The organism is Micromonospora sp. B006 (assembly GCF_003408515.1).
Lineage (GTDB): Bacteria > Actinomycetota > Actinomycetes > Mycobacteriales > Micromonosporaceae > Micromonospora > Micromonospora echinospora_A.
Window position 1 is genome coordinate 5,796,536 of record NZ_CP030865.1, and the last position, 24,751, is coordinate 5,821,286.

Below are 24,751 nucleotides of genomic sequence, written 5' to 3' on the forward strand. Positions count from 1 at the left end.
ATGGACCCCGCCGACGTCCTTGCCGACCAATGCGCCAAGAAAGCCGCCGACCTGACCGTCCCGGCGCTGCTGCACCGCAACGCCACCGAGTTCGCCGACCTGCCGGCGCTGACCACGCTCGGCCGCGACGACACCCGCACCTGGGCGCAACTGCGCGACGAGGTCGCCGAGCTGTCCGGCGGGCTGGCCGAGATCGGCCTGGAGGCCGGACGGCACATGCTGATCATGATGTCCAGCCGTGCCGAGCACTGGCTGGTCGACCTCGCCGCGGTTCACCTGGGCGCGGTGCCGTCCACGATCTACCCGACGCTCAGCGCCGAGCAGATGCGCTACCTGGCACGGCACAGCGCCGCCCAGGTGCTCGTGCTGGAAGGGCCGGCCGAGCTGGAACGCTGGCGGCCGATCCTGGCCGACCTGCCGGACCTGCTCCGGGTGGTGCTTGTGGACGAGCCGGGCGAACCGGCCGCCGACGCGGTGCCGCTGTCGCGCGTGCGTACCCTCGGCCGGGCCGCGCGCGAGGCGGACCCGGACGCCTTCGAGCGGCGCTGGCGCACGATTCGCCCCGAGCAGCCGGTGACGCTGCTCTACACGTCCGGGACGACTGGTAACCCGAAGGGCGTCGTGCTCAGCCACCACAACGTGATCTACCAGGCGGTGGCGCTGGACGCGATGGTGTCCGTCCCCGACCACGCGCCGACGGTGGCCTACCTGCCGCTCGCGCACATCGCCGAACGGTTCCTCGGCATCTACAACGCGATCTACCGCGCCGGGCACGTGACCATCTGCCCCGACGCCACGCAACTCGTCGCGGCGCTGCGCGCTGTCGGTCCCGCCTCGTTCTTCGGGGTGCCGCGGGTCTGGGAGAAGATGGCCGCCGGCGTGCAGGCCCACCTGGCCGGCGCGGAGCCCGCGGTACGCGCCGCCGTCGCCGCCGCGAGCGCGGTGACGCTGGAGGCGTACGAGCTGCGCGCGGCCGGAAAGCCGGTGCCCGACGAGCTGGCCGCCCGGGTGGAGCAGGCCCGGGCCACTGTGCTCCGGCCCCTGCAGTCCACGCTCGGCCTGCAGAACATGGTCTGGCCCGGCAGCGGCGCCGCCCCGATCCCGGTGGACGTGCTGCGGTTCCTCGCCGGGCTCGGCGTCGACGTGCTGGAGGTGTGGGGCCTGACCGAGACCACCGGCACCGCCACCCTCAACACCCCCGACCGCTTCCGCACCGGGACGGTCGGCCGGCCCAACGTGGGCATGGAGGTACGCCTCGCCGACGACGGCGAGATCCTCGTCCGGGGTCCGCTGGTGTGCTCCGGCTATCTGCGGGAGGACGGCGGCGTCGAGCCGGTCGTCGACGCCGACGGCTGGCTGGCCACCGGCGACGTCGGCACGCTCGACGACGACGGCTTTCTCACCATCACCGACCGCAAGAAGGAACTCATCATCACCTCCAGCGGGAAGAACATCTCTCCGGCGCAGATCGAGAACCTGCTGCGGGCGCACCCGCTCATCGGTCAGGCGGTGGCGATCGGCGACCGCCGGCCGTACGTCACGGCGCTGATCGTGCTGGACGAGGAGGTGGCGCCCCAGTGGGCGCGGGCGAACGGCATCAGCGACCCGCAGATGCCCGGCCTGGCCTCGGATCCGGTGCTGCTGGCCGAGATCCAGTCCGCCGTGGACGCGGCGAACGCCCGGCTCGCCCGTCCCGAGCAGGTCAAGTCCTTCCAGGTGCTGCCGTCGGCCTGGACGCCGGAGTCCGGCGAGCTGACCCCGACGCTGAAGCTACGGCGCCGGATCATCGTCGACCGGTACGGCGACCGGATCGACTCCCTCTACGCCGCCGCCGGGGCGGCGGCGGAGCCCGTCACGCAGTAGCGCCGGGTCGATGCCGGGCGGGGGTGGCGGCGCGCCGAGGTCGGTGGGCCGGTACCCCCGCGGGTAGCCGGGATAGGTGCGGTTGCGCGGCGCGCGGGTCAGCCGGCTCGTGGTCCGCGCGGGCAGCAGCCGCACCACCGCCGCCCGAGCGCGCAGCCCGGCGGTGAGCGCTCCGGACAGCCAGCGTGGCGCGGCCGGGAAGCCGAACGCGGCCCGCAGGTCGGCGGGAAGCAGCGCGAGGACGCCGAGCCGGGCCGCGCGGCGCAGCGGCGCCGGGTACCAGGACGCGAACAGGTCGAGCGTGGACGCGCCGACGCGCTCGTTGCTCGGGGCGTAGCGGAAGTTCGCGCGCTCGTACTCGCGCTTGAAGTCGCGGAAGGCGTCGAAGTCCGCCGGGACGTCCCGGATGCCCATCCGCTCGCCGACCGCGCGGTAGTAGTGGAACGCGGCCAGTCGTTCGTGCTCGTGCAGCGGGCGCCAGCCGTACCGGTCCAGCCAGTCGATCGGCTCGTAGACGAACGTGGACAGCACGTACCGCATGTCGTCGTCGGAGATCGCGTACCGGCCGTGCGCCCGGTTGATCACGCGCAGCGCCTCCCGGCCGCGCGGTGAGTCGTACCCGTGCTCGACCATCTCCGCCATCAGCAGCGCGGTGTCGTCGTAGCGCTGCTGTGCCCGCACGCGGAACTCGCCGGTCGCGTCGAGCAGCGCGGAGATGCTCGGGACGCAGTACGTGCGCAGCAGCGCCAGTTCCAGCGCGCGCTGGTAGTCAAAGGGGAATTCGTACCCGGCCGAGAGCCGGTAGATCTCGTGATGGTCGCGTACCGGATCGAGCTGCTCGATCCGTCGCAACCAGCGGTACCGCCCGCCACCAGCCATTCCGACCACCTCACCACCCACCCTTGCCGACGAAGTCAAGCTCCTCTATGTTAATAGAAAATCACATCCCCGGATAACTCGAAACCTGCTTGTGCGCACCTCACGGGCCGGTTTTCAGGGCGATGTCCGGTCGAACCGGGAAGTGGTGCGAATGGAGAATCTCAGTAGACGCAGCCTCCTGACCCTCGGTGCCGCGCTGGGACTGGTCGCCGTGACCGACACCCCCGAGGCGTGGGCGTGGTCGTCGTCCGGCTCGATCGCCGGGACCGACACGGTCACCGACCCGTGGGACGTCTGGGACGACGACACCGACCCGCTCGTCGCCTCGCTGCTGGACGCCGGTCAGATCCCGGCGGTGAACACCGCGTTCGCTTCCTGGATCCGCAACGGCGACGCGCTGCCTGCCGGCCTGCCCCCGGCGCTGTCGACCTACCTGCGGCGGGTCAACACGCTGCCGTCCTGGGCCGACCCGGCCAAGCTGGACCGCGCCGCCCAGTTCAACAAGCGCATGAGCATGTACCTGTTCCTGCTCTACGGCCTGGGCAGCGGGATCATGAGCACGGTGATCCCGCGCGAGGCCCGCAACGTGTACTGGTCCGAGGGCGGCGCGGACATGAAGTCGCGCGCCGCGAAGACCTTCACCTACGGCTACGACCTGAGCGCCCCCGACGCGTTCAAGGCCACCGGCAGCTTCGTCGTCACCTCACACAAGACCCGACTGACCCACGCGGCGGTGCGGCACCTGCTGCCACAGTCCGCGCCGTGGCGCGGCGTCACCGACCACCCGATCCCGATCAGCAACGGCGACATCCTCATCACCTTCCACAGCCTCGGCACGTACGTGCACCGCAAGCTGCTCGACTGGCGCCGCTGGGGGCTGCGGATGTCGGCCGCGGAGGAGGAGGCCTACCTGCACATGTGGCAGGTCGCGCTGCACCTGCTCGGGGTGCGCGACGAGTTCATCCCGAACAGCTGGGCCGCCGCCGAGGAGCAGTCCCGGTACGCGCTGACGCCGCTCCTCGCGCCGACGCCCGAGGGCATCGACCTGGCCGACGTCCTGCTGAACCTGACGTCCTCGGTGGACCTGGGCGTCACCCGGGGATTCCAGCGGGAGTTCGCGCGCTACGTGCTCACCGACCGGATCGGCGACTGGCTGCGGCTGCCCCGCGACTACATCTCCCGGGGCGTGATCGAGGCCGGCTGGCCGACGTACGTCATGTTCCGCGAAGGGCTCTCGCCGCTCGTGCCGGAGACGTTCGGCCTGTTCGACAGGTTCATCCGCGGGCTGGCGATGCTGTTCCTCAACAACGGCTCGTCCGCGACGCACACCCCGATCACCATCCCGGTCATGAACCGGCCGGGCACCTGAGCCGGTGCCGGTTCACCGGGTCAGGGCGCCGGTGACCAGCGCGGTGACGGCGTCCCGGTGGCCGGGCGAGTCCTGCCAGCGCAGGGCGCGCCCGGCCTCCACCGCCACCCCGAATCCGGCGTGCACCAGCAGCCGGGCCTGCCGCCGGTCCAGGTCCGGGCGGACCGCCCGCAACTGCTGCTCCCAGACCGCGATGTGCTCACGCTGGGCGAGGATCAGCGGGCGCCGCACGTCGGCCGGGAGGCCGGCCACCTCGGCCTCGGCGACACTGTTGAGGGCGTTGTGCTCGAAGCAGTAGGCCACGTACGCCGCCGCCAGCGCGACCACCGCCTGCCGGGGGTCGGACGCCCGCTGGAGGCTGCGGTCCACCGCCTGGGCGAGCAGTTCCGCCGCCTGGAGGCAGGCGGCCACCAGGATGTCCACCTTGCCGGGGTAGTGGCGGTAGAGGGCGGACGGCGCGAGCCCGACGGCCTGGGCGATCTGCGCGTTCGTGACGGTGGCGAACCCGTCGCGGGCGAACAGCGGGACGGCGGCGGCCAGGATCTGCGCGCGCCGGGTCCGGGGCACCGGCTGGGCGGGCAGCTCGACCAGCCGCGCGGTGCCGGCGGCCGTCGTGGGGTCGGTGGCCGCCACGCGCATCGCGGACCGGAGCACCAGATCCTCGATCCGGCGCTGCGCGATCGAGGTGTGATGCATCGTCACCGAGCCGATCACACCGAGGGCCGCCACGGCGCGCAGGCGCTCGTCGGGCAGCGGGTACTCCCGCCGTACCGTCTCGGTGACCCGGCCCACGACGCGGTCGAACTTCGTGCGGAGCAGGCGGCGGTCCTCGCGGCCGAGGTAGCGGGCCTCCCACCGGTACAGGCCGCCGGAGGCGCGGTGCGCCACGGTGACCCGGGTGAGGGCGAGGAGCACGTCGGCCAGCGCCGCGTCGGGCGGCCACTCGTCGACGACCTCGACGAGGTTGTCCACCATGACGTTGGCGCACGCTGCGAACAGCGCGTACTTGTTCGGGAAGTGCCGGTAGAGCGCGGGCGCGCTGATCCCGACGGCGGCCGCGATCTCCTCCATGGACGCGCCGTGGTAGCCGCGCTCGCTGAACACCTGCCCGGCCGACTCGACGATGACCTGCCTGCGGTTGCGTGGCCGGGTGGCAGCGGCCGGCCCGGTGGTCACCGGGCCGGCCGATCGGCCGCGGGCGGGCACAGTACCATGCGTGTCAGTCAATCACAGCGCCTCACGCCGCCCGCGTGGTCGCCGCGGCCCGGCGGCGCCGGTCAGGCGTGCAGCACCGTGAGCGCGAGCCGGGCGGTCTGGGTGTCGTAGCCCTCGGTGCGGTCGAAGCGGCCGATCCGCCCGACGTCGGTGACGACGTTCAGCGCGGCGTGCACGAGGACGCGGGCGTCCCCGGCGGGCAGGTCCGGTCGCACGGCGCGGACCAGGCCCACCCACTCCTCGACGTGCAGGCGCTGCGCGCCGCGCAACTGGTGCCGGTCCCGGTCGGGCAGGTTGTTGTTCTCCGCCAGGTAGACCGCGACGAGGTCGCTCTGGGTGAACGTGAAGTCGACGTAGGCCCGCACCACCCGGCGCAGCGCGTCGGCCCTGTCGCCCGCCTCGGCGATCGCGGCGGTGGTGGCCCCGGTCAGGCGGTCGGTGGCGCGGTAGTAGGCGGCCGCGAGCAGGTCGGCCTTGCTCGGGAAGTACCGGTACACGCTGGATGCCTGCATGCCTGCCGCGCGCCCGATGTCCTCGACGGCGACGGCGTGGTAGCCGTGGCGGTGGAACAGGCGGATCGCCTCGACCAGCAGCAGCTCACGGCGCGACGCCGGACGCACCGGCCCGGTGACCGGCGTGTCCTCCGACGCGGGACGCCGCCGGGGCGGCACCGAGGGAGCGTCGGTCCGCAGCAGGGTCCAGGCGACGCGGGTGAGCAGGCGTTCGGTGTCGGCGCCGGTGGCCGCGGCCCGGTAGGTGGTCACGCTGCCGAAGGCGCTCAGGGCCGCGTTCGTCAGCAGGTCCGCCTGTCCGGCGGTCAGCTCGGGGCGCAGCTCGCGCAGCGGCCCGGCCAGGCGGCCGACGAGCGTGGTCATGCTCGCGGCGAACTCCTGCCGGTGCTCGGCGGTGAGATACCGGCCCTCCCACTGGTACAGCCCGGCCACCCGTCGCCGGCTCACCGCGGCCCCGGCGAGCGCGTGCAGCAGTTCGTCGAGCCGCGCCCGCGGGTCGGTCGCGGACGGCTCCTCGGTGGCGGCGAGCAGCGCGCCGACGACCTCCCGGGTGGCGTGCACGAGGATCGCGTACTTGTTCGGGAAGTGCCGGTAGACGGCCGGGCCGCTGATGCCGACGGCGGCGGCGATCTCGTCCACCGACACCCCGTGGTAGCCCCGCTCGCAGAACAGCTCGGCGCCGGCCAGCGCGATGCGGGCCTTGCGGTCCTTGGGCCGTCTGGCAGGTGCCGGCGCGGTGTCGCTCGCTGCTTGTCGCACCCCTACACGTTAGCGCCACCTCGCGGCATCTCCGCGTCACCCCGGCGCCTCAACGGCCGCCGAATCCGGGCCGGGTCGATGGCGGCCAGCGCTCTTCGGGCGTCGACGCTTCTTGACAAGCTGCGGTGGGCTCAAGAAAAGTTAGGCGAAATTCGCATGCGGGTGAGCAATGAGGAGCTTGGCATGACGACCGAGGCGTTCATCTACGACGCGTTGCGCACACCGCGCGGGCGAGGCAAGCCCACCGGAGCCCTGTACGGGGTCAAGCCGATTTCGCTCGTCACCGGCCTGATCGAGGAGACCCTGCGGCGGATGCCCGGCCTGGACCCGGCGCTGATCGACGACATCGTGCTCGGCGTGGTGTCCCCGCTCGGCGACCAGGGCGCCGACATCGCCCGCGCCGCTGCCGTCGCCGCCGGCCTGCCCGACATCGTGGCCGGCGTCCAGCTCAACCGCTTCTGCGCCTCCGGGCTGGAGGCGGTCAACATCGCCGCGCAGAAGGTGCGCTCCGGCTGGGAGGATCTCGTCCTCGCCGGTGGCGTCGAGTCGATGTCCCGGATCCCGATGGGCTCCGACGGGGGAGCGTGGGCGCTGGACCCGGAGACCAACTACACCACCGGCTTCGTGCCGCAGGGCATCAGCGCCGACCTCATCGCCACGATCGCCGGCTTCGACCGCGAGACCGTCGACGCGTACGCGCTCCAGTCGCAGGCGCGGGCCGCGAAGGCGTGGGCGAACGGCTACTTCACCCGTTCCGTGGTGCCGGTGCGCGACCGCAACGGGCTCACCGTCCTGGACCGCGACGAGCACATCCGGGCCGACTCGACGGCGGAGAGTCTCGCCGCCCTGCGCCCCTCGTTCGCCGGGATCGGCGAGCAGGCGGGCTTCGACGCGGTCGCGTTGCAGAAGTACCACTGGGTCGAGCGCATCGAGCACGTCCACACGGCGGGCAACTCCTCCGGCATCGTGGACGGCGCCGCGCTCGTCACGATCGGCAGCGAGGCGGCCGGCGCCGCCGCCGGGCTCACGCCCCGGGCCCGCGTCGTGGCGACAGCGCTCAGCGGCGCCGACCCCACCATCATGCTCACCGGCCCGGCCCCGGCCGCCCACAAGGCGCTGGCCAAGGCGGGTCTCGGCGTCGAGGACCTCGACCTGGTCGAGATCAACGAGGCGTTCGCCGCCGTGGTCCTGCGGTTCGTCGCCGACCTCGGAGTCAGCCCGGAGATCGTCAACGTCAACGGCGGCGCGATCGCGATGGGGCACCCGCTCGGCGCCACCGGCGCCATGATCCTCGGCACGCTCGTCGACGAGCTGGAACGGCGCGGCGGCCGCTACGGGCTGGCCACGCTCTGCGCCGGCGGCGGCATGGGCATCGCCACAGTCATCGAACGAATCTGAGGAGCACGAATGGCAAACACCATCCGGTGGGAGCACGGCGACGACGGCATCGTGCTGCTCACCCTCGACCAGCCCGGCCGCTCGGCGAACGTGATGAACGCGGAGTTCGGCGCGAGCCTCACGGCCACTGTGGACCGGCTCGAAGCCGCACGCGACCGGATCACCGGCGTGATCGTCACCTCGGCCAAGAAGACGTTCTTCGCCGGCGGCGACCTGGAGACCCTGGTGCGGCTGACCCCCGCCGACGCCGAGACGTCAGCCGCCGGTGCGGCCGCGCTCAAGCACGCCGTACGCCGGCTGGAGACGCTCGGCCGTCCGGTCGTCGCCGCGATCAACGGATCGGCCCTCGGCGGCGGGCTGGAACTGGCACTGGGCTGCCACCACCGCGTCGTCCTCGACGACCCCGCCATCGAGATCGGCTTCCCCGAGGTCACGCTCGGCCTGCTGCCCGGCTGCGGCGGCGTGGTGCGTACCGTCCGGCTGCTGGGCGTGGTCGACGCGCTCACCAACTGGCTGCTGCGCGGCCAGCGCCACCGGCCGCAGGACGCGCTCGCGCACGGGCTGGTCGACGAGATCGCCGCCGACCGGGACGCCCTCATGGCCGCCGCCCGCGCCTGGATCGCCGCGAACCCGGACGCGACCCAGCCGTACGACCGCAAGGGCTACCGGATGCCCGGCGGCACGCCGTCCACCCCGGCGCTCGCGGCCCAGTTGCCGGCCATGCCGGCCCTGCTGCGCAAGCAGCTCAAGGGCGCGCCCTACCCGGCGCCCCGCAACATCCTCGCCGCCGCCGTCGAGGGCGCCCAGGTCGACCTGGACACCGCGTTCGCGATCGAGGGGCGGTACTTCACCGAGCTGGCCACCGGCCGGATCGCCAAGAACATGATCAAGGCGCTCTTCTTCGACCTCCAGACCGCCCGGTCCCGGGCCGCCGGCGGGGACCACGAGCCGGTGCGCAGCGTCGCGGTCGTCGGCGCGGGCATGATGGGCGCGGCCATCGCGTACGTCTGCGCCCGCGCCGGCATGCGCGTCGTGCTCAAGGACGTGACGGCAGAGGGGGCGCTGCGGGGCAAGGCGTACTCGGCCGGTCTGCTCGACAAGGCGGTCGCCCGGGGCCGGTCCACGCCGCAGAAGCGCGACGAGATCCTGGGCCGGATCCAGGCCACCGGTGACGTCGCCGACCTCGCCGGCGTCGACCTCGTCATCGAGGCGGTCTTCGAGGACCCGGCGCTCAAGCACAAGGTGTACGCCGAGATCGAGCAGGTCGCGCCGGACGCGCTGCTCGCCTCCAACACGTCCACGCTGCCCATCACGCTGCTCGCCGAGGGCGTCAGCAAGCCGGAAGAGTTCGTCGGGCTGCACTTCTTCTCCCCGGTGGACAAGATGCCGCTGGTCGAGGTGATCCGTGGGGAGCGGACCAGCGAGGCCACGCTGGGGCGCGCCCTCGGGGTCGTCCGCGCGCTGCGCAAGACGCCGATCGTCGTCAACGACAGCCGGGGCTTCTTCACCAGCCGCGTGATCAGTACGTTCACCAACGAGGGCGTGGCGATGCTCGCCGAGGGCATCCCGGCGGCGACCATCGAGCAGGCCAGCAGCCAGGCCGGGTACCCCGCGCCGGTCCTCGCGCTGATGGACGAGCTGACCCTCACGCTGCCCCGCAGGATCCGGCAGGAGACGGCCGCGGCCACAGTCGCCGCGGGCGGCACCTGGCATCCGCACGCCGCCGACGCGGTCATCGACCGGATGATCGACGACTGCGGCCGGACCGGACGCTCCGGCGGCGCCGGCTTCTACGACTACCGCGACGGGAAGAGAGCCGGGCTCTGGCCAGGGCTGCGGGAGCAGTTCGGCGGCACCAACCTGGACACGCCCTTCGAGGACCTCAAGGAGCGGATGCTCTTCATCGAGGCGATCGAGTCGGTGCGGTGCCTGGACGAGGGCGTGCTGACCTCCGTGGCCGACGCCAACGTCGGCTCGATCCTGGGCATCGGCTATCCGAGCTGGACCGGCGGCGTCCTGCAGTACGTCAACCAGTACGACGGCGGGCTGCCGGGCTTCGTCGCCCGCGCCCGCGTGCTCGCCGAGCGCTACGGCGAGCGCTTCGACCCGCCGCCGCTGCTGTGCGGGATGGCCGAGCGGGGCGAGCGGTTCGAGTAGGCGACGAAGCGGCCCGGTCGGTGGGGCTCACCCTCCGGCCGGGCCGTCGCACGTCAGAGCATCCGGTCGGACAGTCCGTACGTCTTCGCGATGATCTCGCGCTGGATCTCGCTCGCGCCGCCGTAGACGGTGGACACGATCGACGAGCGCACCAGGCGCTCCATGTCGAACTCGGTGGTGTAGCCGTAGCCGCCCATCATCTGCATCGCGTCGAGGGCGACCCGGCGGGCGGTCTCGGTGGCCTTGAGTTTCGCCATCGAGCTCTCCCGGGGCAGCATCGTGTCCGGGGACCTGTCGACAGCGGCGGCGGTGTCGTAGACCAGCAGCCGGGCGCACTCGATCTCGGTGGCCAGGTCGGCGAGGCGGTGCCGGATCACCTGGAACGACCCGATCGGCCGGCGGAACTGCCGCCGGTTCTTGACGTACTCCACGACGTCGTCGAACGCCCGCTGCGCGGTGCCGAGCATGATGCTGGCGAGGATCAGCCGTTCCATGTTGAGCCCGGCCATCAGTTGCCGCCAGCCGTTGTCGACCTCGCCGACCACGGCGTCGGCGGGCAGCACGCAGTCGGTGAAGTAGAGGTCGTTCACCTCCCGGCCGCCCATGGTGTCGATGCCGGAGACGGTCAGGCCGGGCGCCGTGGCGGGGACCAGGAACATGGTCAGGCCGTGGTGGTCGCCGGCCCGGCCGGAGGTACGGGCAACCAGCAGGATGTGTTCGGCCAGGTGGGCGTTCGAACACCACGTCTTCTGGCCGTTGACGACGTACCCGTCACCGCGGCGCTCGGCGCGGCAGCTCAGGTTCGCCACGTCCGAGCCGGCCTCGGGCTCGGACATCGCCACCGCCTCGATGACGCCACGGGCCACCCCGGACAGGATCAGCTTCTTCTGCGCCGGTGTGCCGAACCGCTGGTAGGTGGCGGCCACGATGATCGAGGTGGTGAAGCCGCCGATCGGGGCCATCGCGCGGGCCGTCTCCTCCAGGAACAGGCACAGCTCCGTGATGCCGGCGCCGCCGCCGTCGAACTCCTCCGGCAGGGACAGGCCCAGCCAGCCGAGGTCGGCCATCCTGCGGTACAGCTCCGGGCTGTGCGGTTCCCGGCCGCCGTTCGTGAGGTTCTGCCGCTGCTCGCGGGTGCCCACCTCGCGGCGGCAGAAGTCCCGCACCGCCTCGACCAGGGATCGTTGCTCGTCGCTCCACTCCACTGCGGTACCTCCAGCGCGTCAGCAGGGATTGACAGCAAGGCTAGACTATCGAATATCAAATGTCAGGAGGCTGCCGATGACGTCCCTCGTTGAGCGCCCTCGCCGGTTGCGCGTCGTCGACCCGGTCACCGGGGAGCACCGTGCCGACTACGAGATGGCCGACGACGAAGCCGTACGCGCCGCCGTCGGGCGGGCCCGCGAAGCGGCCGGCTGGTGGGCGGGCCTGGACGCCCGGCAGCGCCGCCGGCACCTGCTCGCGTACAAGGCGTCAATCGCCGGCGGCATCGACGAGCTGGCCGGCATCATCCGGAGCGAGACCGGCAAGTCCCTCGCCGGAGCCCAGCTCGAGGTGATGCTCGCCGTCGAGCACCTGGACTGGGCGGCGCGCCACGCCCGGCGGGTGCTGCGGCGGCGGTCGGTCTCCTCCGGCCTGCTCGCGTTCAACCAGGCCGCCTCCGTCGAGTACGTGCCGTACGGCGTGGTCGGCGTGATCGGCCCGTGGAACTACCCCGTCTACACGCCGCTGGGCGCGGTGTCGCACGCGCTCGCGGCCGGCAACGCGGTGGTGTTCAAGCCCAGCGAGTTCACCCCGGGCGTCGGCGTGTGGCTGGCCGAGCGCTGGCGTGCGCTGTTCCCCGACCACCCGGTGCTGCAGGTCGTCACCGGCGACGGCTCGACCGGCGCCGCGCTGTGTCGCGCGGGGGTCGACAAGGTCGCGTTCACCGGGTCGGCCGCGACGGCGCGCGTGGTGATGGCCGCCTGCGCCGAGAGCCTGACGCCGGTGGTGATCGAGGGCGGCGGCAAGGACGCGCTCATCGTCACCGCCGACGCCGACCTCGACGCCGCCGCCCGGGCGGCGGTCTTCGGCGGCCTCGGCAACGCCGGGCAGACCTGCGCCGGCGTCGAGCGCGTCTACGTCGAACAGCCGGTGTACGAGCCGTTCCTGGCCAGGCTGACCGAGCTGGCGCGGGAGGTCCGCCCGGGCGCCGAGCCGGACGCGCCGTACGGGCCGATGACCACGCCCACCCAGCCGGACGTCGTACGGCGCCACGTCACCGACGCGCTGGAGCGGGGCGGCCGGGCGGTAATCGGTGACGCGACCTCGGTACGGCCCCCGTTCGTGGAGCCGGTCGTGCTGGCCGAGGTGCCGGAGGACAGCACGGCGGTCACCGAGGAGACGTTCGGACCGGTGCTCGTGGTCAACCCGGTGGCCGACGCCGACGAGGCGGTACGCCGGACGAACGCGACGACCTACGGGCTGTCCGGCTCGATCTTCACCCGCGACCGCCGCCGTGGCCTGGCGCTCGCCGGGCGGCTGCGGGCCGGCGCGGTGTCGGTCAATTCGGTGCTGGGGTACGCCGGCGTGCCGTCACTGCCCTTCGGCGGTGTGGGCGACTCGGGGTTCGGCCGGGTCCACGGCGCGGACGGACTGCGCGAGTTCAGCCGGGCGCGGTCGGTCACGTGGCAGCGGTTCCGGCCCGCGATCGACGTGATGACGCTGCAGCCGTCCGCCGCCGCCATGCGCCGGTCGCTGGCGATGTTCGCCAGGCGTCATGGCCGCCGGTGACTCACTCGTTCCACACGCCGAGGCCGTCGAGGTGCTTGACCAGCCGCTCGGCGCCGTCGGTGAAGTGGCGGGCCATGACCGGCCGGACGGTCTCCGGGTCCCGGGCTTCGAGCGCGTCGAGCAGGGCCTCGTGATCGGCGACCATGCCGGCCCGCCACCCCGGGTCGGCGGCGTAGAAGCGCGAGGGCGTGTAGCGGGTCACGGTCCGCAGCAGCCAGGACAGCTTGCGCGCGTCGGCGAGCCGGTTGATCCGACGGTGGAACTCGTACTCCAGTTGCTCGACCCGGCTGACCTGCCGGGCCTGGGCGGCCCGGCGCAGGCGCTCGTGCTGCTGCCGCAGGTCGTCGAGCTGGTCGGGCGTGATGCTGAGGGCGACCCGGGCGGCCAGCTCGCCGGCGATGTGGCCCTGGAGGCCGAACACGTCGATGATGTCCTGCCGGGACAGCGGCGCGACCACGTGCCCGCGGCGCGGTTGCAGCTCGACCATGTCCTCCGCGCGCAACATCAGCAGCGCCTCACGCACCGGCGTGATGCTCAGCCCGGTCTCCTGGGCGACCTCCTCCAGCCGGATCCGTTCGCCGGGGCGCAGCTGGCCGGACATGATCCGGTCACGCAGCAGGCCCGCCACCGTCTCGGAGAGCTGGGGCTGGGACACGCTCGGGGTCTTGCCACGTTCCGCCACCGGACAAGGGTATCAAATGTCAAATGTCACAAAAACCGAGCTGGCCGGTGACGGCCTGCGGGCTGCCACCGCCGGTGGCGTCCGCACCATCTGGTTCGACCGGCCCGACCGGCGCAACGCGATGTCACTGGAGATGTTCCGCGGCTACTACGCCGCGCTGGTGGCCGCCGACGCCGACCCGCAGGTACGGGCGATAGTGGTGACCGGCGCCGGCGACTGGTTCTGCGCCGGCGCCGACCCGGAGGCGCTCGTCGCGCTGCTCGACGGGCGCAACCGTGACCTGCTGGCAGACGAGTTCGGCTTCCCACCGCACCTGCCGTCGACGCTCGGCACGCCGATCGTCGCGGCGGTGAACGGCGGAGCGGCCGGCCTGGGCCTGGTCCACGCGCTCTACGCCGACGTGCGGTTCCTGTCCGAGCGGGCGCGCCTGGCCACCTCGTTCAGCCGGCTCGGCCTTGTCGGCGAGTACGGCAGCGCCTGGCTGCTGCCCCGGCTGATCGGCGTCGGCAACGCGCTCGACCTGTTGCTGTCCGGCCGCAAGGTCGACGCGGCGGAGGCGTACCGGATCGGGCTGGTACAACGTGTGCTCCCGCGCGACGAGGTGCTGGCCGAGGCGCAAGCCTATGCGGCGGACCTCGCCGAGCACTGCTCACCGGCCTCCATGGCGGTGATCCGGCAGCAGGTCTGGTCGGGCCTGGAGACCGGGGCGGCCGAGGCGGCCGCCGACGCCGTCCGGCTCATGACCGCCTCCCTCGCCGGGGCCGACTTCGGCGAGGCCCTGCTCAGCCGGGCCCAGGGACGCGCGCCCCGCTTCGCCCCGCGGGCCGGCGCGTGAGCGGCCCGCTCGCCGGGGTCCGGGTCGTGGAACTGGCCGGGATCGGGCCCGGCCCGTTCGCCGCCATGCTGCTCGCCGACCTGGGCGCCGACGTGGTGCGCGTCGACCGGCCGGAGCCCGGCGCGTTCGCCGCCGGCGAGCCCGGGCGGAACCTGCTCAACCGGGGCAAGCGCTCGGTGGTGGTGGACCTGAAGCACCCCGACGGCGCCGAGGTGGTCCTCGAACTCGCCGGCCGGGCCGCGATCCTGATCGAGGGCTGGCGTCCCGGCGTGGCCGAGCGGCTCGGCGTCGGACCGGAGGCCGCGCTGGCCCGCAACCCCGCCCTGGTCTACGGACGGATGACCGGGTGGGGGCAGGACGGGCCGCTGGCCCGCGCCGCCGGCCACGACATCGGCTACATCGCCGTGGCCGGGGCGCTGCACCCGATCGGCCGCGCCGGCGGGCCGCCGCAGATCCCGCTCAACCTGGTCGGCGACTTCGGCGGCGGCTCGCTCTACCTGGTCGTCGGCATCCTGGCGGCGCTGCACGTCGCCGGCGCCACCGGGCGCGGGCAGGTCGTCGACGCCGCCATCGTGGACGGCGCGGCCCACCTCACCACCCCGTTCGCCGGGCTGCTCGCGCAGGGCGCCTGGCGACCCGAGCGGGGCCGCAACCTGCTCGACGGCGGCGCGCCGTTCTACGACGTGTACGCCACCGCCGACGGCGGTCACATGGCCGTGGGCGCGCTGGAACCCCAGTTCTACGCCGAACTGCTGCGCCTGCTCGGGCTCGCCGACGCGGACCTGCCGGACCGGCACGACGTGACCGGGTGGCCGATGCTGCGGGCCCGCTTCGCCGAGGTGTTCGCCGGCCGTACCCGCGACGAGTGGACAGCGGTGTTCGACGGCACCGACGCGTGCGTCGCGCCGGTGCTGTCGCTCACCGAGGCGCCGGGCCACCCGCACCTGCTCGCGCGCGGCACGTACGAGGAGCACTTCGGCGTCCGGCAACCCGCCGTGGCGCCCCGCCTGTCCGAGACACCCGGCCGGGTCGGCGGCCCGCCGCCCGCGCCGGGCGCGGACACCGAGCCCGTCCTCACCGACTGGGGACTGGGCGCACACCTACGACGGTGGCGGGACGGCGGCGCCGTCCGCCAGGGACAGGGAGTTCGCTGATGCGTATCGGGACGACGCTTGCCTACGCCGCCGACCCCCGCGGTGGGGCCGACGACGTGGCCGCCTGGGAACAGGACGGCCTGGACGTGGTCTGGGTGTCCGAGGCGTACGGCTTCGACGCGCCGACGGTGATGGGTTACCTCGCCGCCCGGACGAGCCGGGTGCACATCGGCTCCGCCATCCTGCCGATCTACTCGCGTACCCCGGCGTTGCTGGCGCAGACCGCGGCGGGCCTGGACGCGATGTCCGGTGGCCGCGCCATCCTCGGCCTGGGCGCGTCCGGGCCGCAGGTGATCGAGGGCTGGCACGGCGTGGCGTACGACCGGCCGCTGGCCCGCACCCGGGAGGTGATCGACATCTGCCGGCGGGTGTGGCGGCGCGAGACGCTGACGAACGACGGGCTCTACCGGTTGCCGCTGCCGCCCGGTGAGGGCACCGGGCTGGGCAAGCCGCTGAAGATCCTCACCCACCCGGTCCGCGACCGCATCCCGATCCACGTGGCCAGCCTGGGCGACCGGAACGTGCGGATGACCGCCGAGATCGCCGACGGGTGGCTGCCGTTCCTCTACGACCCGCAGCGCGCCGGCGACGTCTGGGGTGACGCGCTGGCGGCCGGCCTGGCCAAGCGGCCCGCCGATCTCGGGCCGCTGGAGGTGGTGGCCGGTGGCCCGCTGGCCATCGGTCCGGACGTGACCGGGCTGCGCGACCTCGCGCGGCCACTGATCGCGCTGTACGTGGGCGGGATGGGCGCCAAGGGCCGCAACTTCTACCACGACCTGCTGTGCCGCTACGGCTACCCGGCCGAGGCGGACCGCATCCAGGACCTCTACCTGGCCGGCCGCAAGGCCGAGGCCGCCGCCGCGGTGCCGGCGGAACTGCTGGAACGCACCAGCCTGATCGGGCCGGAGAGCTACGTGCGCGACCGGGTGCAGGAATTCCGCGACGCGGGCGTGACCGTCCTCAACGTCGCGCCGCTGGGCGACGATCCCCGGCGTCTCGTCGCCGCCGTCGCGGACATGGCCCGCTAGCGCAGGGTAGGAGCTGACACATGGACCGCGCGATCTTCACCGCCGACCACCTCGCGTTCGCCGAACTGGTGCGCGCGTTCATCGACAAGGAGATCTCCCCGCACCACGAGCGCTGGGAGGCCGACGGCATCGTCGACCGCGCCGTGTGGCGGGCCGCCGGGGCCGCCGGCCTGCTCGGCTTCTTCGTCGACGAACGGTACGGCGGCGCCGGGGTGACCGACCGGCGCTTCCACGCCGTCCTGACCGAGGAACTGGCCCGGGCCGGCGCCAGCGGCCCGGCGTTCGGCCTGCACAACGACATCATCGGGCCGTACCTGACCGACCTGACCACCGAGGAGCAGAAGCAGCGTTGGCTGCCCGGCTTCTGCTCCGGCGAGATCGTCACCGCCATCGCCATGTCCGAGCCGGGCGCCGGCAGCGATCTGCAGGGCATCACCACCACGGCGGTACGCGACGGCGACGACTGGGTCCTCAACGGGCAGAAGACGTTCATCAGCAACGGCATCCTGGCCGACCTGGTCATCGTGGTCGCCCGTACCGACCCGGACGCCGGGCGGCGGGGGATCAGCCTGCTGGTGGTCGAGCGCGGCATGCCGGGCTTCGAGCGGGGCCGCAACCTCGACAAGCTCGGTCAGAAGGCGCAGGACACCGCCGAGCTGTTCTTCGCCGACGTCCGCGTACCAGCGGCCAACCTGCTCGGCGCGAAGGGGGAGGGCTTCGCCTACCTGATGCGCAACCTGCCGTTGGAACGGCTGTCGATAGCCGTCGCGGCGCTCGCCGGCGCCGAGACGGTGTTCGCGCAGACGCTGGAGTACTGCAAGCAGCGTCAGGCGTTCGGCCGTCCCATCGGTAGCTTCCAGCACAACCGGTTCGTGCTCGCCGAACTCGCCACCGAGCTGCGACTGGGCCGGGTCTTCGTCGACGACTGCCTGGTGGCGCCGGACCTCGGCGCGGAGACGGCGGCGATGGCGAAGTGGTGGTGCACCGAGTTGCAGAAGCGCACCGTCGACAGGTGCCTGCAGTTGCACGGCGGCTACGGCTACATGCGCGAGTACCCGGTGGCCCGCGCCTACCTGGACGCCCGTGTCCAGACCATCTACGGCGGCACCACCGAGATCATGAAGGAGGTGATCGGCCGGTCACTGGGCCTGTGAGCCGGTCTCCAGCATGGGTACGAGGAACCGGCGGGCCATCTCCCGCAGCGCGTCGTCGTCGTCCAGGTCGATGACGTGGCTCGGGGTGAGCAGGAAGGAGCAGGACAGCCGCGTCATCAGCTCGGCCACCACCTCGACGTCCACGGCGCCGGAGATGGTGCCGGCGCGTTGCTCGCGGCGCAGCTGCCCGGCGACGAACCGCTGCACGGTGGCCAGCGTCCGCCCGCCGTCGCTGATCATCGAGGGGATGAGCACGTCCGGCTCGACGCTCATCAGCCCACCGATCAGCGGGTTGCGGCGGATCGCGCCCAGCGCGCTGACGAAGCCCAGCACCACCCGGTCACCGACGGTCTCCGCCCGCTGGATGTCGAGGAGGAACTGGTCGAAGTAGCGGCGGAACTCCCGGCGTACCACCTGCTCGACCAGCCGGTCCTTGGTGGCGAACCGGCGGTACGCGGTGATCCGGGAGACGCCGGCCCGCCGGGCCACGTCCTCCATCGTGGAGCGCCGGATCCCCATGCGGCAGAACTGCTCGTAGGCGGCGTCGAGGATCCGGGTGGCCACCTCGTCGGTCTCGTCGGCGCTCTGCAGTGCCTCGGTGAACGCGCGTTCCAGCAGCGACTCCGGCGGGCCGGCCGGTCCGTCGTGACCCGCCCGGGGGGAGGACGCCTGCGCGGGAGCGGTCCCGGTCATGTTGCCCTCCCGGGAGAGACGGTGACGCGACTGGCGCTTCACCGTACCAATCGCCGGGGCGTACCCCGGGAAAGCGCGACCGCCGCGCTCCGGGTGCGGGGCGCGGCGGTCGCGGTTGTCGTGCGGTGGTCAGGAGCCGGCGCGCTTGGCCGTCGCCTTCAGGTAGTCCCGGTTGAGCCGGCCGATGGTGTTCAGCGGGATGCCCTTCGGGCAGGCCGTCGCGCACTCGCCGATGTTCGTGCAGCCGCCGAAGCCGGCCTCGTCGTGCGCGTCCACCATGCCGATCACCCGGGTGTAGCGCTCGGGCTGGCCCTGCGGCAGCAGCGAGAGCTGGGTGATCTTCGCGGCGGTGAACAGCATGCCGGAGCCGTTCGGGCCGGCCGCCACGCAGGCGCCGCAGCCGATGCAGGCCGCCGACTCGAACGCGGCGTCCGCGTCGGCCTTCGGCACCGGGGTGGCGTGCGCCTCGGGGGCGCTGCCGGTGGGCGCGGTGACGTAGCCGCCGGCGGCGATGATCTGGTCGAACGCGTTGCGGTTGACCACCAGGTCCTTGACGACCGGGAAGGCCCGGGCCCGCCACGGCTCGATGTCGATCGTGTCGCCGTCGGAGAACTGCCGCATGTGCAGCTGGCAGGCGGTGGTGCCGCGCTGCGGGCCGTGCGCCTCACCGTTGATCATGAGGCTGCACATGCCGCAGATGCCCTCGCGGCAGTCGTGGTCGAACGCGACCGGCTCCTCGCCGTCGAGGATCAGCTGCTCGTTGAGCACGTCGAGCATCTCCAGGAAGGACATGTCCGGCGACACGTCCTGCACCGGGTAGGTCACCATCCGACCCTTGTCCTCGGGGCCGTGCTGGCGCCAGATGCGCAGGGTCAGGTTCACTTGTAGCTCCGCTGCGTGGGGTGGACGTATTCGAAGGTCAGGTCTTCCTTGTGCAGCACGGGCTCACCGGTGCCGGTGTACTCCCAGGCCGCCACGTACGCGAACCGGTCGTCGTCGCGCTGCGCCTCGCCGTCCGGGGTCTGGTGCTCGGCCCGGAAGTGGCCGCCGCAGGACTCCTCGCGGTGCAGCGCGTCGATGCACATCAGCTCGGCCAGCTCGAAGAAGTCGGCGACCCGGCCGGCCTTCTCCAGCGACTGGTTGAGCCCCTCGCCGTCGCCCGGCACGCGCACCCGCTGCCAGAACTGCTCGCGCAGCGCGCGGATCTCGTCGATCGCCTTGCGCAGCCCGGCCTCGGAGCGCTCCATGCCGCAGTGCTCCCACATGATCTGGCCCAGCTCACGGTGGAACGAGTCCACCGTGCGGTCGCCGTTGATGGCGAGCAGCCGCTTGATCCGGTCCTCGACGTCGGTACGCGCCGCGACCGCCTCGGGGTGGCTCGCGTCGACCTTGTCCAGCGGGCCGGTGGAGGCCAGGTAGTTGGCAAGCGTGTTCGGCAGCACGAAGTAGCCGTCGGCCAGGCCCTGCATCAGCGCCGAGGCGCCGAGCCGGTTCGCGCCGTGGTCGGAGAAGTTGGCCTCACCGATCACGAACAGGCCGGGGATGCTCGACTGCAGGTCGTAGTCGACCCAGAGGCCGCCCATCGTGTAGTGCACGGCGGGATAGATCCGCATCGGGACCTCGTACGGGTCCTCGCCGGTGATCCGCTCGTACATCTCGAAGAGGTTGCCGTACTTGGCCTCGATGGCCTTGCGGCCGAGCCGGTCGATCGCGTCGGCGAAGTCGAGGTAGACGCCGAGGCCGCTCGGACCGACGCCACGGCCCTCGTCGCAGACGTTCTTCGCCGCGCGGGAGGCGATGTCGCGGGGGACCAGGTTGCCGAAGGAGGGGTAGATCCGCTCCAGGTAGTAGTCCCGCTCGTCCTCGGGGATCTCCCGGGGGCTGCGCTGGTCGCCCTTGGCCTTGGGCACCCACACCCGGCCGTCGTTACGCAGCGACTCGCTCATCAGGGTCAGCTTCGACTGGTGGTCGCCGGAGACCGGGATGCAGGTCGGGTGGATCTGCGTGTAGCAGGGGTTGGCGAAGTACGCGCCCTTGCGGTGCGCCCGCCAGGAGGCGGTGACGTTGCAGCCCTTGGCGTTGGTGGAGAGGTAGAAGACGTTGCCGTAGCCGCCGGTGGCGAGCACGACGGCGTCGGCCATCTCGGTGCTGATCTCGCCGGTGACCATGTCGCGGACCACGATGCCCCGCGCCCGGCCGTCGACGATGACCAGTTCGAGCATCTCGTGGCGGGCGTTCATCTCCACGTTGCCCAGGCCGATCTGCCGCTCCAGGGCCTGGTACGCGCCGAGCAGCAGCTGCTGGCCCGTCTGGCCCCGGGCGTAGAAGGTGCGCTGCACCTGCGCGCCGCCGAAGGAGCGGGTGTCCAGCAGGCCGCCGTACTCGCGGGCGAACGGCACGCCCTGGGCGACGCACTGGTCGATGATGTTGACCGACACCTCGGCCAGCCGGTGCACGTTCGACTCGCGGGAGCGGAAGTCGCCGCCCTTGACCGTGTCGTAGAACAGGCGGTGCACGGAGTCGCCGTCGTTGCGGTAGTTCTTGGCGGCGTTGATGCCGCCCTGCGCGGCGATCGAGTGGGCCCGGCGCGGGCTGTCCTGGTAGCAGTAGGACCGCACCTGGTAGCCCTGCTCGGCCAGTGTGGCGGCGGCGGAGCCGCCGGCCAGGCCGGTGCCGACCACGATCACCGTCATCTTGCGGCGGTTGGCCGGGTTGACCAGCTTCATCTCGAAGCGGTGGCGCTCCCACCGCGTCTCGATCGGGCCGTCCGGGGCCCGGGTGTCGGCGATCGGGTCGCCTTCGCTGTAGAGATCCATGTCAGGACACCAATCCGGTGATCACGGCGAACGGGACCAGCAGGTAGCCGCCGACGAGCGCGACGGCGAAGACGAGCGCGGCGATCTTGGCCCGGCGCTCGCCCTTCGGGGTCTGCTGGCCGAGGCTGCGGAACGCGCTGAACGCGCCGTGGCGCAGGTGGAAGCCGAGGGTCACCAGCGCGAGGGTGTAGAAGAGCGTGACGTACCAGCGCTCCGGCGCGAAGCCGGCGACCACGTTGCCGTACGGGTTGGCCGGGTCGCCCTGCGGGTTCAGGTGGCCCGTGGTCAGGTCGAGGATGTGGTAGATCACGAAGAGCAGGATGATCACACCACCCCAGCGCATCGTGCGGGCCGCGTAGTTCACGTGGATCTTGCGGCGGTGCGCGTACTTCACCGGCCGGGCGGCGCGGGACCGCATCGCGAGCAGGGTGGCCGCGCCGATGTGCCCGAGGACGGCCACGGTGAGCACCGTGCGCTGGATCCACAGGAACCACGTCGTCGGCAGCAGCGGCGTGCCGATGTCGCGCAGCCAGTGCGCGTAGTGGTCGAACGACGTCTCGCCCGTGAAGATCTTCAGGTTCCCGAGCATGTGCAGGATCAGGAACAGCACAAGGATGATGCCCGTCACCGCCATGACGGCCTTGAGGCCGACGTTCGAGCGGATGGGCGACCGAGTTTTCGTGATTACCACGCGAACGACGCTAGGAGCACTTCGATCAGGCGTCCAATGCATCGAAATCGCAGCGTTGATAGCCGTAGGCTATGTAGATGCAGCTCCATCAGCTTCGCTACTTCGTAGCGGTCGCCGAAGTACGACATTTCACCCAGGCGGCCGATCTTGTCGGCATAACCCAGCCCTCGTTGAGTAAGCAAATTCACGCGCTGGAGACCGACCTGGGGGCCCCGTTGTTCGAGCGGGTAAGGGGCAACATCACACTCACCGCGGCCGGCGAGGTGCTGCTGCCACTGGCCAAGCGGATCCTGGCCGACGTCGACACCGCGACCCGCGAGGTGCAGGAGCTGGTCGGGCTGCGCCGCGGCCGGGTCCGGCTCGGCGCGACGCCCAGTCTGGCCACCTCGCTCGCGCCGCCGGTGCTGCGCCGGTTCCGCGACGCGCACCCCACGATCGACCTGCGTGTGGAGGAGGGCGGCTCGCAGGACCTCGTCCGGGACCTGCTCCGCGGCGGCCTCGACCTCGCCCTGATCATCATGCCGTCGGCCGGCACCGACCCGGGGCTGCGCGCCGACCCGATCCTGCGGGAGAGCCTGGTGGTCGCCTCCGTCGACCCGCTCCCCGGCGCCTCGGCTACCGGCGAGCTGTCCATCACCGACCTGCGCGACCAGCCGCTGGTCATGTTCCGCGAGGGCTACGACCTGCGCGACGCCACGCTCCAGGCGTGCCGGGCGGCCGGGTTCGAGCCGACCCTGTCCGTCGACGGCGGCGAGATGGACGCGGTGCTCAGCTTCGTCGAGGCCGGGCTCGGCGTCGCGCTGGTGCCGGGCATCGTGGTGGCCCGCCGCGCCGGCATCCGGGTCACCCGGCTCGTGCCGCCCGGAGTCCGCCGGACCATCGCGGTGGCCCGCCGCCGCGACGTGGTCCCCACCCATGCCGGGCGCGAGCTGCGCCGCATCCTCCTGGAGTACGTCCACGACGCCACCGCCGCCGAACAGCTCCCGCCCGGTGTGGAGCCGTTACCGGCTGTTTGACGGATCTCCGACATGTCGGAACGAATGTCCTTGCTCGTCCCGGTCGACGGGAACAGCATGGGAAGGCTGATGCCCAGCATGTGAAGACACGGGAGGTTCGCATGCGCCATCAAGACCCGTCCGAGACCGCCGGCCCGACACCCGCGCTGAGCCGGCGCGCCGTCGTCGCCGGCTCCCTGGCCGCCGCCTCGGTCCCGCTGCTCGGCGGCGGCCCCGCCTGGGCCGCGGCGTCCCCGACGACCTCGCTCCTGGTGCCGGCGGACCCGGTCATCGACCCGGCCCTGGAGATCGGCCCGCCGGGGCCGGTCGAGCCACTGCCGGAGGTGTCCGCGATCCCGGCCCGGGACGTGCCCCGGCTCGCCCCGCGCGCGGCGTCCACGCCGGGCGCCGGCCGCGTCGGCGGACCGACCCGCCGGTACGCCGCCACCGCGTCGGTGCCGTTCCAGTTCCGGTACGACGACTTCGAGATCCGGGAACTGCCGATCGGCATCGAGCCCTACCACATGACCTCGCCGGTCCCGCTCGTCGATCCCGGCGTGCACGACTCCACCGGGGTGCGCATGGTGCGCCTCGGCGGCCGGCTCTACGATCACCCGGTCGCGCAGGCGCAGTACGGCCTGCACCTGATGGAGGCCCACCGGATCACCGGCAACCAGGCGTACCTGGACCGGGCGAAGCGGCAGGCGCAGCGCCTGATCGACCGCCGCACCCTGCGCTCCGGCGCGTGGTTCTATCCGTACCCGTTCGACCACCGGCTGCACGGTGGCCCCGACCTCTACCCGGCGCCCTGGTACTCGATGATGGCCCAGGGGCAGGCGCTGAGCCTGTTCACCCGGCTCTACCAGCGCACCGGCGAGACGAAGTGGAAGGGCGCCGCGGACGCCACCTTCGCCTCGTACCTGCTGCCCGCGGCGGCCGGCCAGCCGTGGGGCGTGTACGTGGTCGACGGTCTGCTGTGGCTGGAGGAGTACCCGCACCCGAAGGCGGTCCGCGGCGACCGCACCTACAACGGGCACATGTTCTCCGCGTACGGCCTCTACGACTACTGGGTGCTCACCCGCAACGCCGACGCCAAGCTCATGCTGCAGGGCGCGATCACCACCTACCGGGACGTGTGGGAGCAGGCCCGGGTGCGGCACTGGCGCAGCCGCTACTGCCTGACCCACGGCATCGACGCCGGCCAGTACCACTCCACCCACATGTTCCAGTTCGTCCAGCAGTACGCCATCACCGGTGACACGTACCTGGCCCAGCTCGCCGACCTCTGGTACACCGACTACCCGCCCTACGGCGTGAAGGGCAACATCCGGTTCTCCAACGGCACGCACACGGCGTACAAGTTCAACAGCGCCGGCACGGTGACCGCGCGGACGAAGATGACGCTGGCCCGCGCCAGCGCCGCGCCGTCCGGCGACCGCGTGAAGATCATGCGTCAGACCGGGATCTGGTACGCGATCACCGCCGGCACCCTGACCGGCTACTACGTGCAGGAGTACTCGCCCTACCGGTACCAGGTCGGCATCTGCGCCGGGTTCGGCTACAAGCTGCACCGGCCCGGCACGATAGCCGTCGACGCCCCACCGGCGTACTCGATCGACGCCGCCGGGCTGATGAAGTCGGTGCCCACCACCTACCGGGTCGGTGACCCGGTAGCCATCGACGGCCGCTCGGTGCTCAACGGCCGCGAGCACGTCCGCCTCGTCGAAGGTCCGTACGCCGGACGCTGGCTCGGCTTCGGCGCGGTGATCCGCCGCTGAC

Annotated in this window: 20 protein-coding genes; 11 read left to right on the forward strand and 9 right to left on the reverse strand. The window is 72.3% G+C overall.

Annotated features, from left to right (window positions below):
• Complete coding sequence (locus tag MicB006_RS25995; RefSeq protein WP_116509649.1) at positions 1–1,863, forward strand: long-chain fatty acid--CoA ligase; 1,863 nt, start codon at positions 1–3, stop codon at positions 1,861–1,863.
• Here the strand turns inward: MicB006_RS25995 and MicB006_RS26000 are convergent.
• Positions 1,771–2,742 carry an oxygenase MpaB family protein gene (locus MicB006_RS26000; protein WP_116511833.1) on the reverse strand — a complete coding sequence of 324 codons (972 nt, stop codon included), beginning with the start codon at positions 2,740–2,742 and terminating at the stop codon, positions 1,771–1,773. The two genes, MicB006_RS25995 and MicB006_RS26000, sit on opposite strands and share 93 nt — an antisense overlap.
• Positions 2,743–2,893: 151 nt before the next feature.
• Between MicB006_RS26000 and MicB006_RS26005 the strand changes: the two genes are divergently transcribed.
• Complete coding sequence (locus MicB006_RS26005; protein WP_116509651.1) at positions 2,894–4,111, forward strand: oxygenase MpaB family protein; 1,218 nt, start codon at positions 2,894–2,896, stop codon at positions 4,109–4,111.
• Between the two features lie 12 nt (positions 4,112–4,123).
• On the opposite strand, the gene MicB006_RS32680 is transcribed toward MicB006_RS26005, so the two are convergent.
• Together MicB006_RS32680 and MicB006_RS26015 are read right to left on the reverse strand one after the other, a co-directional pair.
• Positions 4,124–5,287, reverse strand: a complete 1,164-nt coding sequence (locus tag MicB006_RS32680; RefSeq protein WP_192900137.1) for a TetR/AcrR family transcriptional regulator — start codon at positions 5,285–5,287, stop codon at positions 4,124–4,126.
• A 101-nt stretch (positions 5,288–5,388) separates the two neighbouring features.
• Positions 5,389–6,597, reverse strand: coding sequence for a TetR/AcrR family transcriptional regulator (locus MicB006_RS26015; RefSeq protein WP_116509654.1), 1,209 nt, complete (start codon positions 6,595–6,597; stop codon positions 5,389–5,391).
• A gap of 183 nt (positions 6,598–6,780) precedes the next feature.
• Between MicB006_RS26015 and MicB006_RS26020 the strand changes: the two genes are divergently transcribed.
• Positions 6,781–7,995 carry an acetyl-CoA C-acetyltransferase gene (locus MicB006_RS26020; RefSeq protein ID WP_116509655.1) on the forward strand — a complete coding sequence of 405 codons (1,215 nt, stop codon included), beginning with the start codon at positions 6,781–6,783 and terminating at the stop codon, positions 7,993–7,995.
• 9 nt (positions 7,996–8,004) lie between these two features.
• On the forward strand, positions 8,005–10,152 hold the full coding sequence (locus tag MicB006_RS26025) for a 3-hydroxyacyl-CoA dehydrogenase NAD-binding domain-containing protein (RefSeq protein WP_116509657.1): 2,148 nt from the start codon (positions 8,005–8,007) through the stop codon (positions 10,150–10,152).
• Positions 10,153–10,205: 53 nt separating this feature from the next.
• Here MicB006_RS26025 and MicB006_RS26030 read toward each other — a convergent pair whose 3' ends face one another.
• Positions 10,206–11,357 carry an acyl-CoA dehydrogenase family protein gene (locus MicB006_RS26030; RefSeq protein ID WP_116509659.1) on the reverse strand — a complete coding sequence of 384 codons (1,152 nt, stop codon included), beginning with the start codon at positions 11,355–11,357 and terminating at the stop codon, positions 10,206–10,208.
• 76 nt (positions 11,358–11,433) lie between these two features.
• On the opposite strand from MicB006_RS26030, the gene MicB006_RS26035 reads away from it, so the two are divergent.
• Positions 11,434–12,924, forward strand: coding sequence for an aldehyde dehydrogenase family protein (locus MicB006_RS26035; RefSeq protein ID WP_116509661.1), 1,491 nt, complete (start codon positions 11,434–11,436; stop codon positions 12,922–12,924).
• A gap of 1 nt (position 12,925) precedes the next feature.
• On the opposite strand, the gene MicB006_RS26040 is transcribed toward MicB006_RS26035, so the two are convergent.
• Positions 12,926–13,606: a GntR family transcriptional regulator gene (locus tag MicB006_RS26040; RefSeq protein WP_116509663.1), complete on the reverse strand. Its 681-nt coding sequence runs from the start codon at positions 13,604–13,606 to the stop codon at positions 12,926–12,928.
• A 16-nt stretch (positions 13,607–13,622) separates the two neighbouring features.
• On the opposite strand from MicB006_RS26040, the gene MicB006_RS26045 reads away from it, so the two are divergent.
• From MicB006_RS26045 to MicB006_RS26060, 4 genes are read left to right on the forward strand one after another with little or no spacing between them, the layout of a single operon-like run.
• The gene (locus tag MicB006_RS26045) at positions 13,623–14,441 is read left to right on the forward strand and encodes an enoyl-CoA hydratase-related protein (protein ID WP_116509664.1); all 819 of its coding nucleotides are present in this window, start codon (positions 13,623–13,625) and stop codon (positions 14,439–14,441) included.
• Positions 14,438–15,595 carry a CaiB/BaiF CoA-transferase family protein gene (locus tag MicB006_RS26050; RefSeq protein WP_116509666.1) on the forward strand — a complete coding sequence of 386 codons (1,158 nt, stop codon included), beginning with the start codon at positions 14,438–14,440 and terminating at the stop codon, positions 15,593–15,595. Before MicB006_RS26045 ends, MicB006_RS26050 begins: the two co-directional genes overlap by 4 nt.
• The gene (locus MicB006_RS26055) at positions 15,595–16,623 is read left to right on the forward strand and encodes an LLM class F420-dependent oxidoreductase (protein WP_116509668.1); all 1,029 of its coding nucleotides are present in this window, start codon (positions 15,595–15,597) and stop codon (positions 16,621–16,623) included. Before MicB006_RS26050 ends, MicB006_RS26055 begins: the two co-directional genes overlap by 1 nt.
• Before the next feature lie 20 nt (positions 16,624–16,643).
• The gene (locus tag MicB006_RS26060; protein ID WP_116509670.1) at positions 16,644–17,777 is read left to right on the forward strand and encodes an acyl-CoA dehydrogenase family protein; all 1,134 of its coding nucleotides are present in this window, start codon (positions 16,644–16,646) and stop codon (positions 17,775–17,777) included.
• Here the strand turns inward: MicB006_RS26060 and MicB006_RS26065 are convergent.
• From MicB006_RS26065 to MicB006_RS26080, 4 genes are all read right to left on the reverse strand, one after another.
• Entirely contained in the window at positions 17,763–18,470 is a 708-nt protein-coding gene (locus MicB006_RS26065; protein ID WP_116509672.1) for a TetR/AcrR family transcriptional regulator, read from the reverse strand. The two genes, MicB006_RS26060 and MicB006_RS26065, sit on opposite strands and share 15 nt — an antisense overlap.
• A gap of 129 nt (positions 18,471–18,599) precedes the next feature.
• Positions 18,600–19,352, reverse strand: coding sequence for a succinate dehydrogenase/fumarate reductase iron-sulfur subunit (locus MicB006_RS26070; protein ID WP_116509674.1), 753 nt, complete (start codon positions 19,350–19,352; stop codon positions 18,600–18,602).
• Complete coding sequence (locus MicB006_RS26075; protein WP_116509675.1) at positions 19,349–21,286, reverse strand: fumarate reductase/succinate dehydrogenase flavoprotein subunit; 1,938 nt, start codon at positions 21,284–21,286, stop codon at positions 19,349–19,351. The genes MicB006_RS26070 and MicB006_RS26075 overlap by 4 nt, the downstream gene beginning before the upstream one ends.
• Before the next feature lies 1 nt (position 21,287).
• Positions 21,288–21,971, reverse strand: a complete 684-nt coding sequence (locus tag MicB006_RS26080; RefSeq protein WP_116511835.1) for a succinate dehydrogenase cytochrome b subunit — start codon at positions 21,969–21,971, stop codon at positions 21,288–21,290.
• 83 nt (positions 21,972–22,054) lie between these two features.
• On the opposite strand from MicB006_RS26080, the gene MicB006_RS26085 reads away from it, so the two are divergent.
• Both MicB006_RS26085 and MicB006_RS26090 read left to right on the forward strand, forming a co-directional pair.
• Positions 22,055–22,993 (forward strand): LysR family transcriptional regulator, encoded by a 939-nt coding sequence (locus MicB006_RS26085; protein ID WP_116509677.1) that lies wholly within the window; start codon positions 22,055–22,057, stop codon positions 22,991–22,993.
• A gap of 101 nt (positions 22,994–23,094) precedes the next feature.
• Positions 23,095–24,750 (forward strand): D-glucuronyl C5-epimerase family protein, encoded by a 1,656-nt coding sequence (locus MicB006_RS26090; RefSeq protein WP_116509679.1) that lies wholly within the window; start codon positions 23,095–23,097, stop codon positions 24,748–24,750.
• Position 24,751 lies beyond the last annotated feature (1 nt).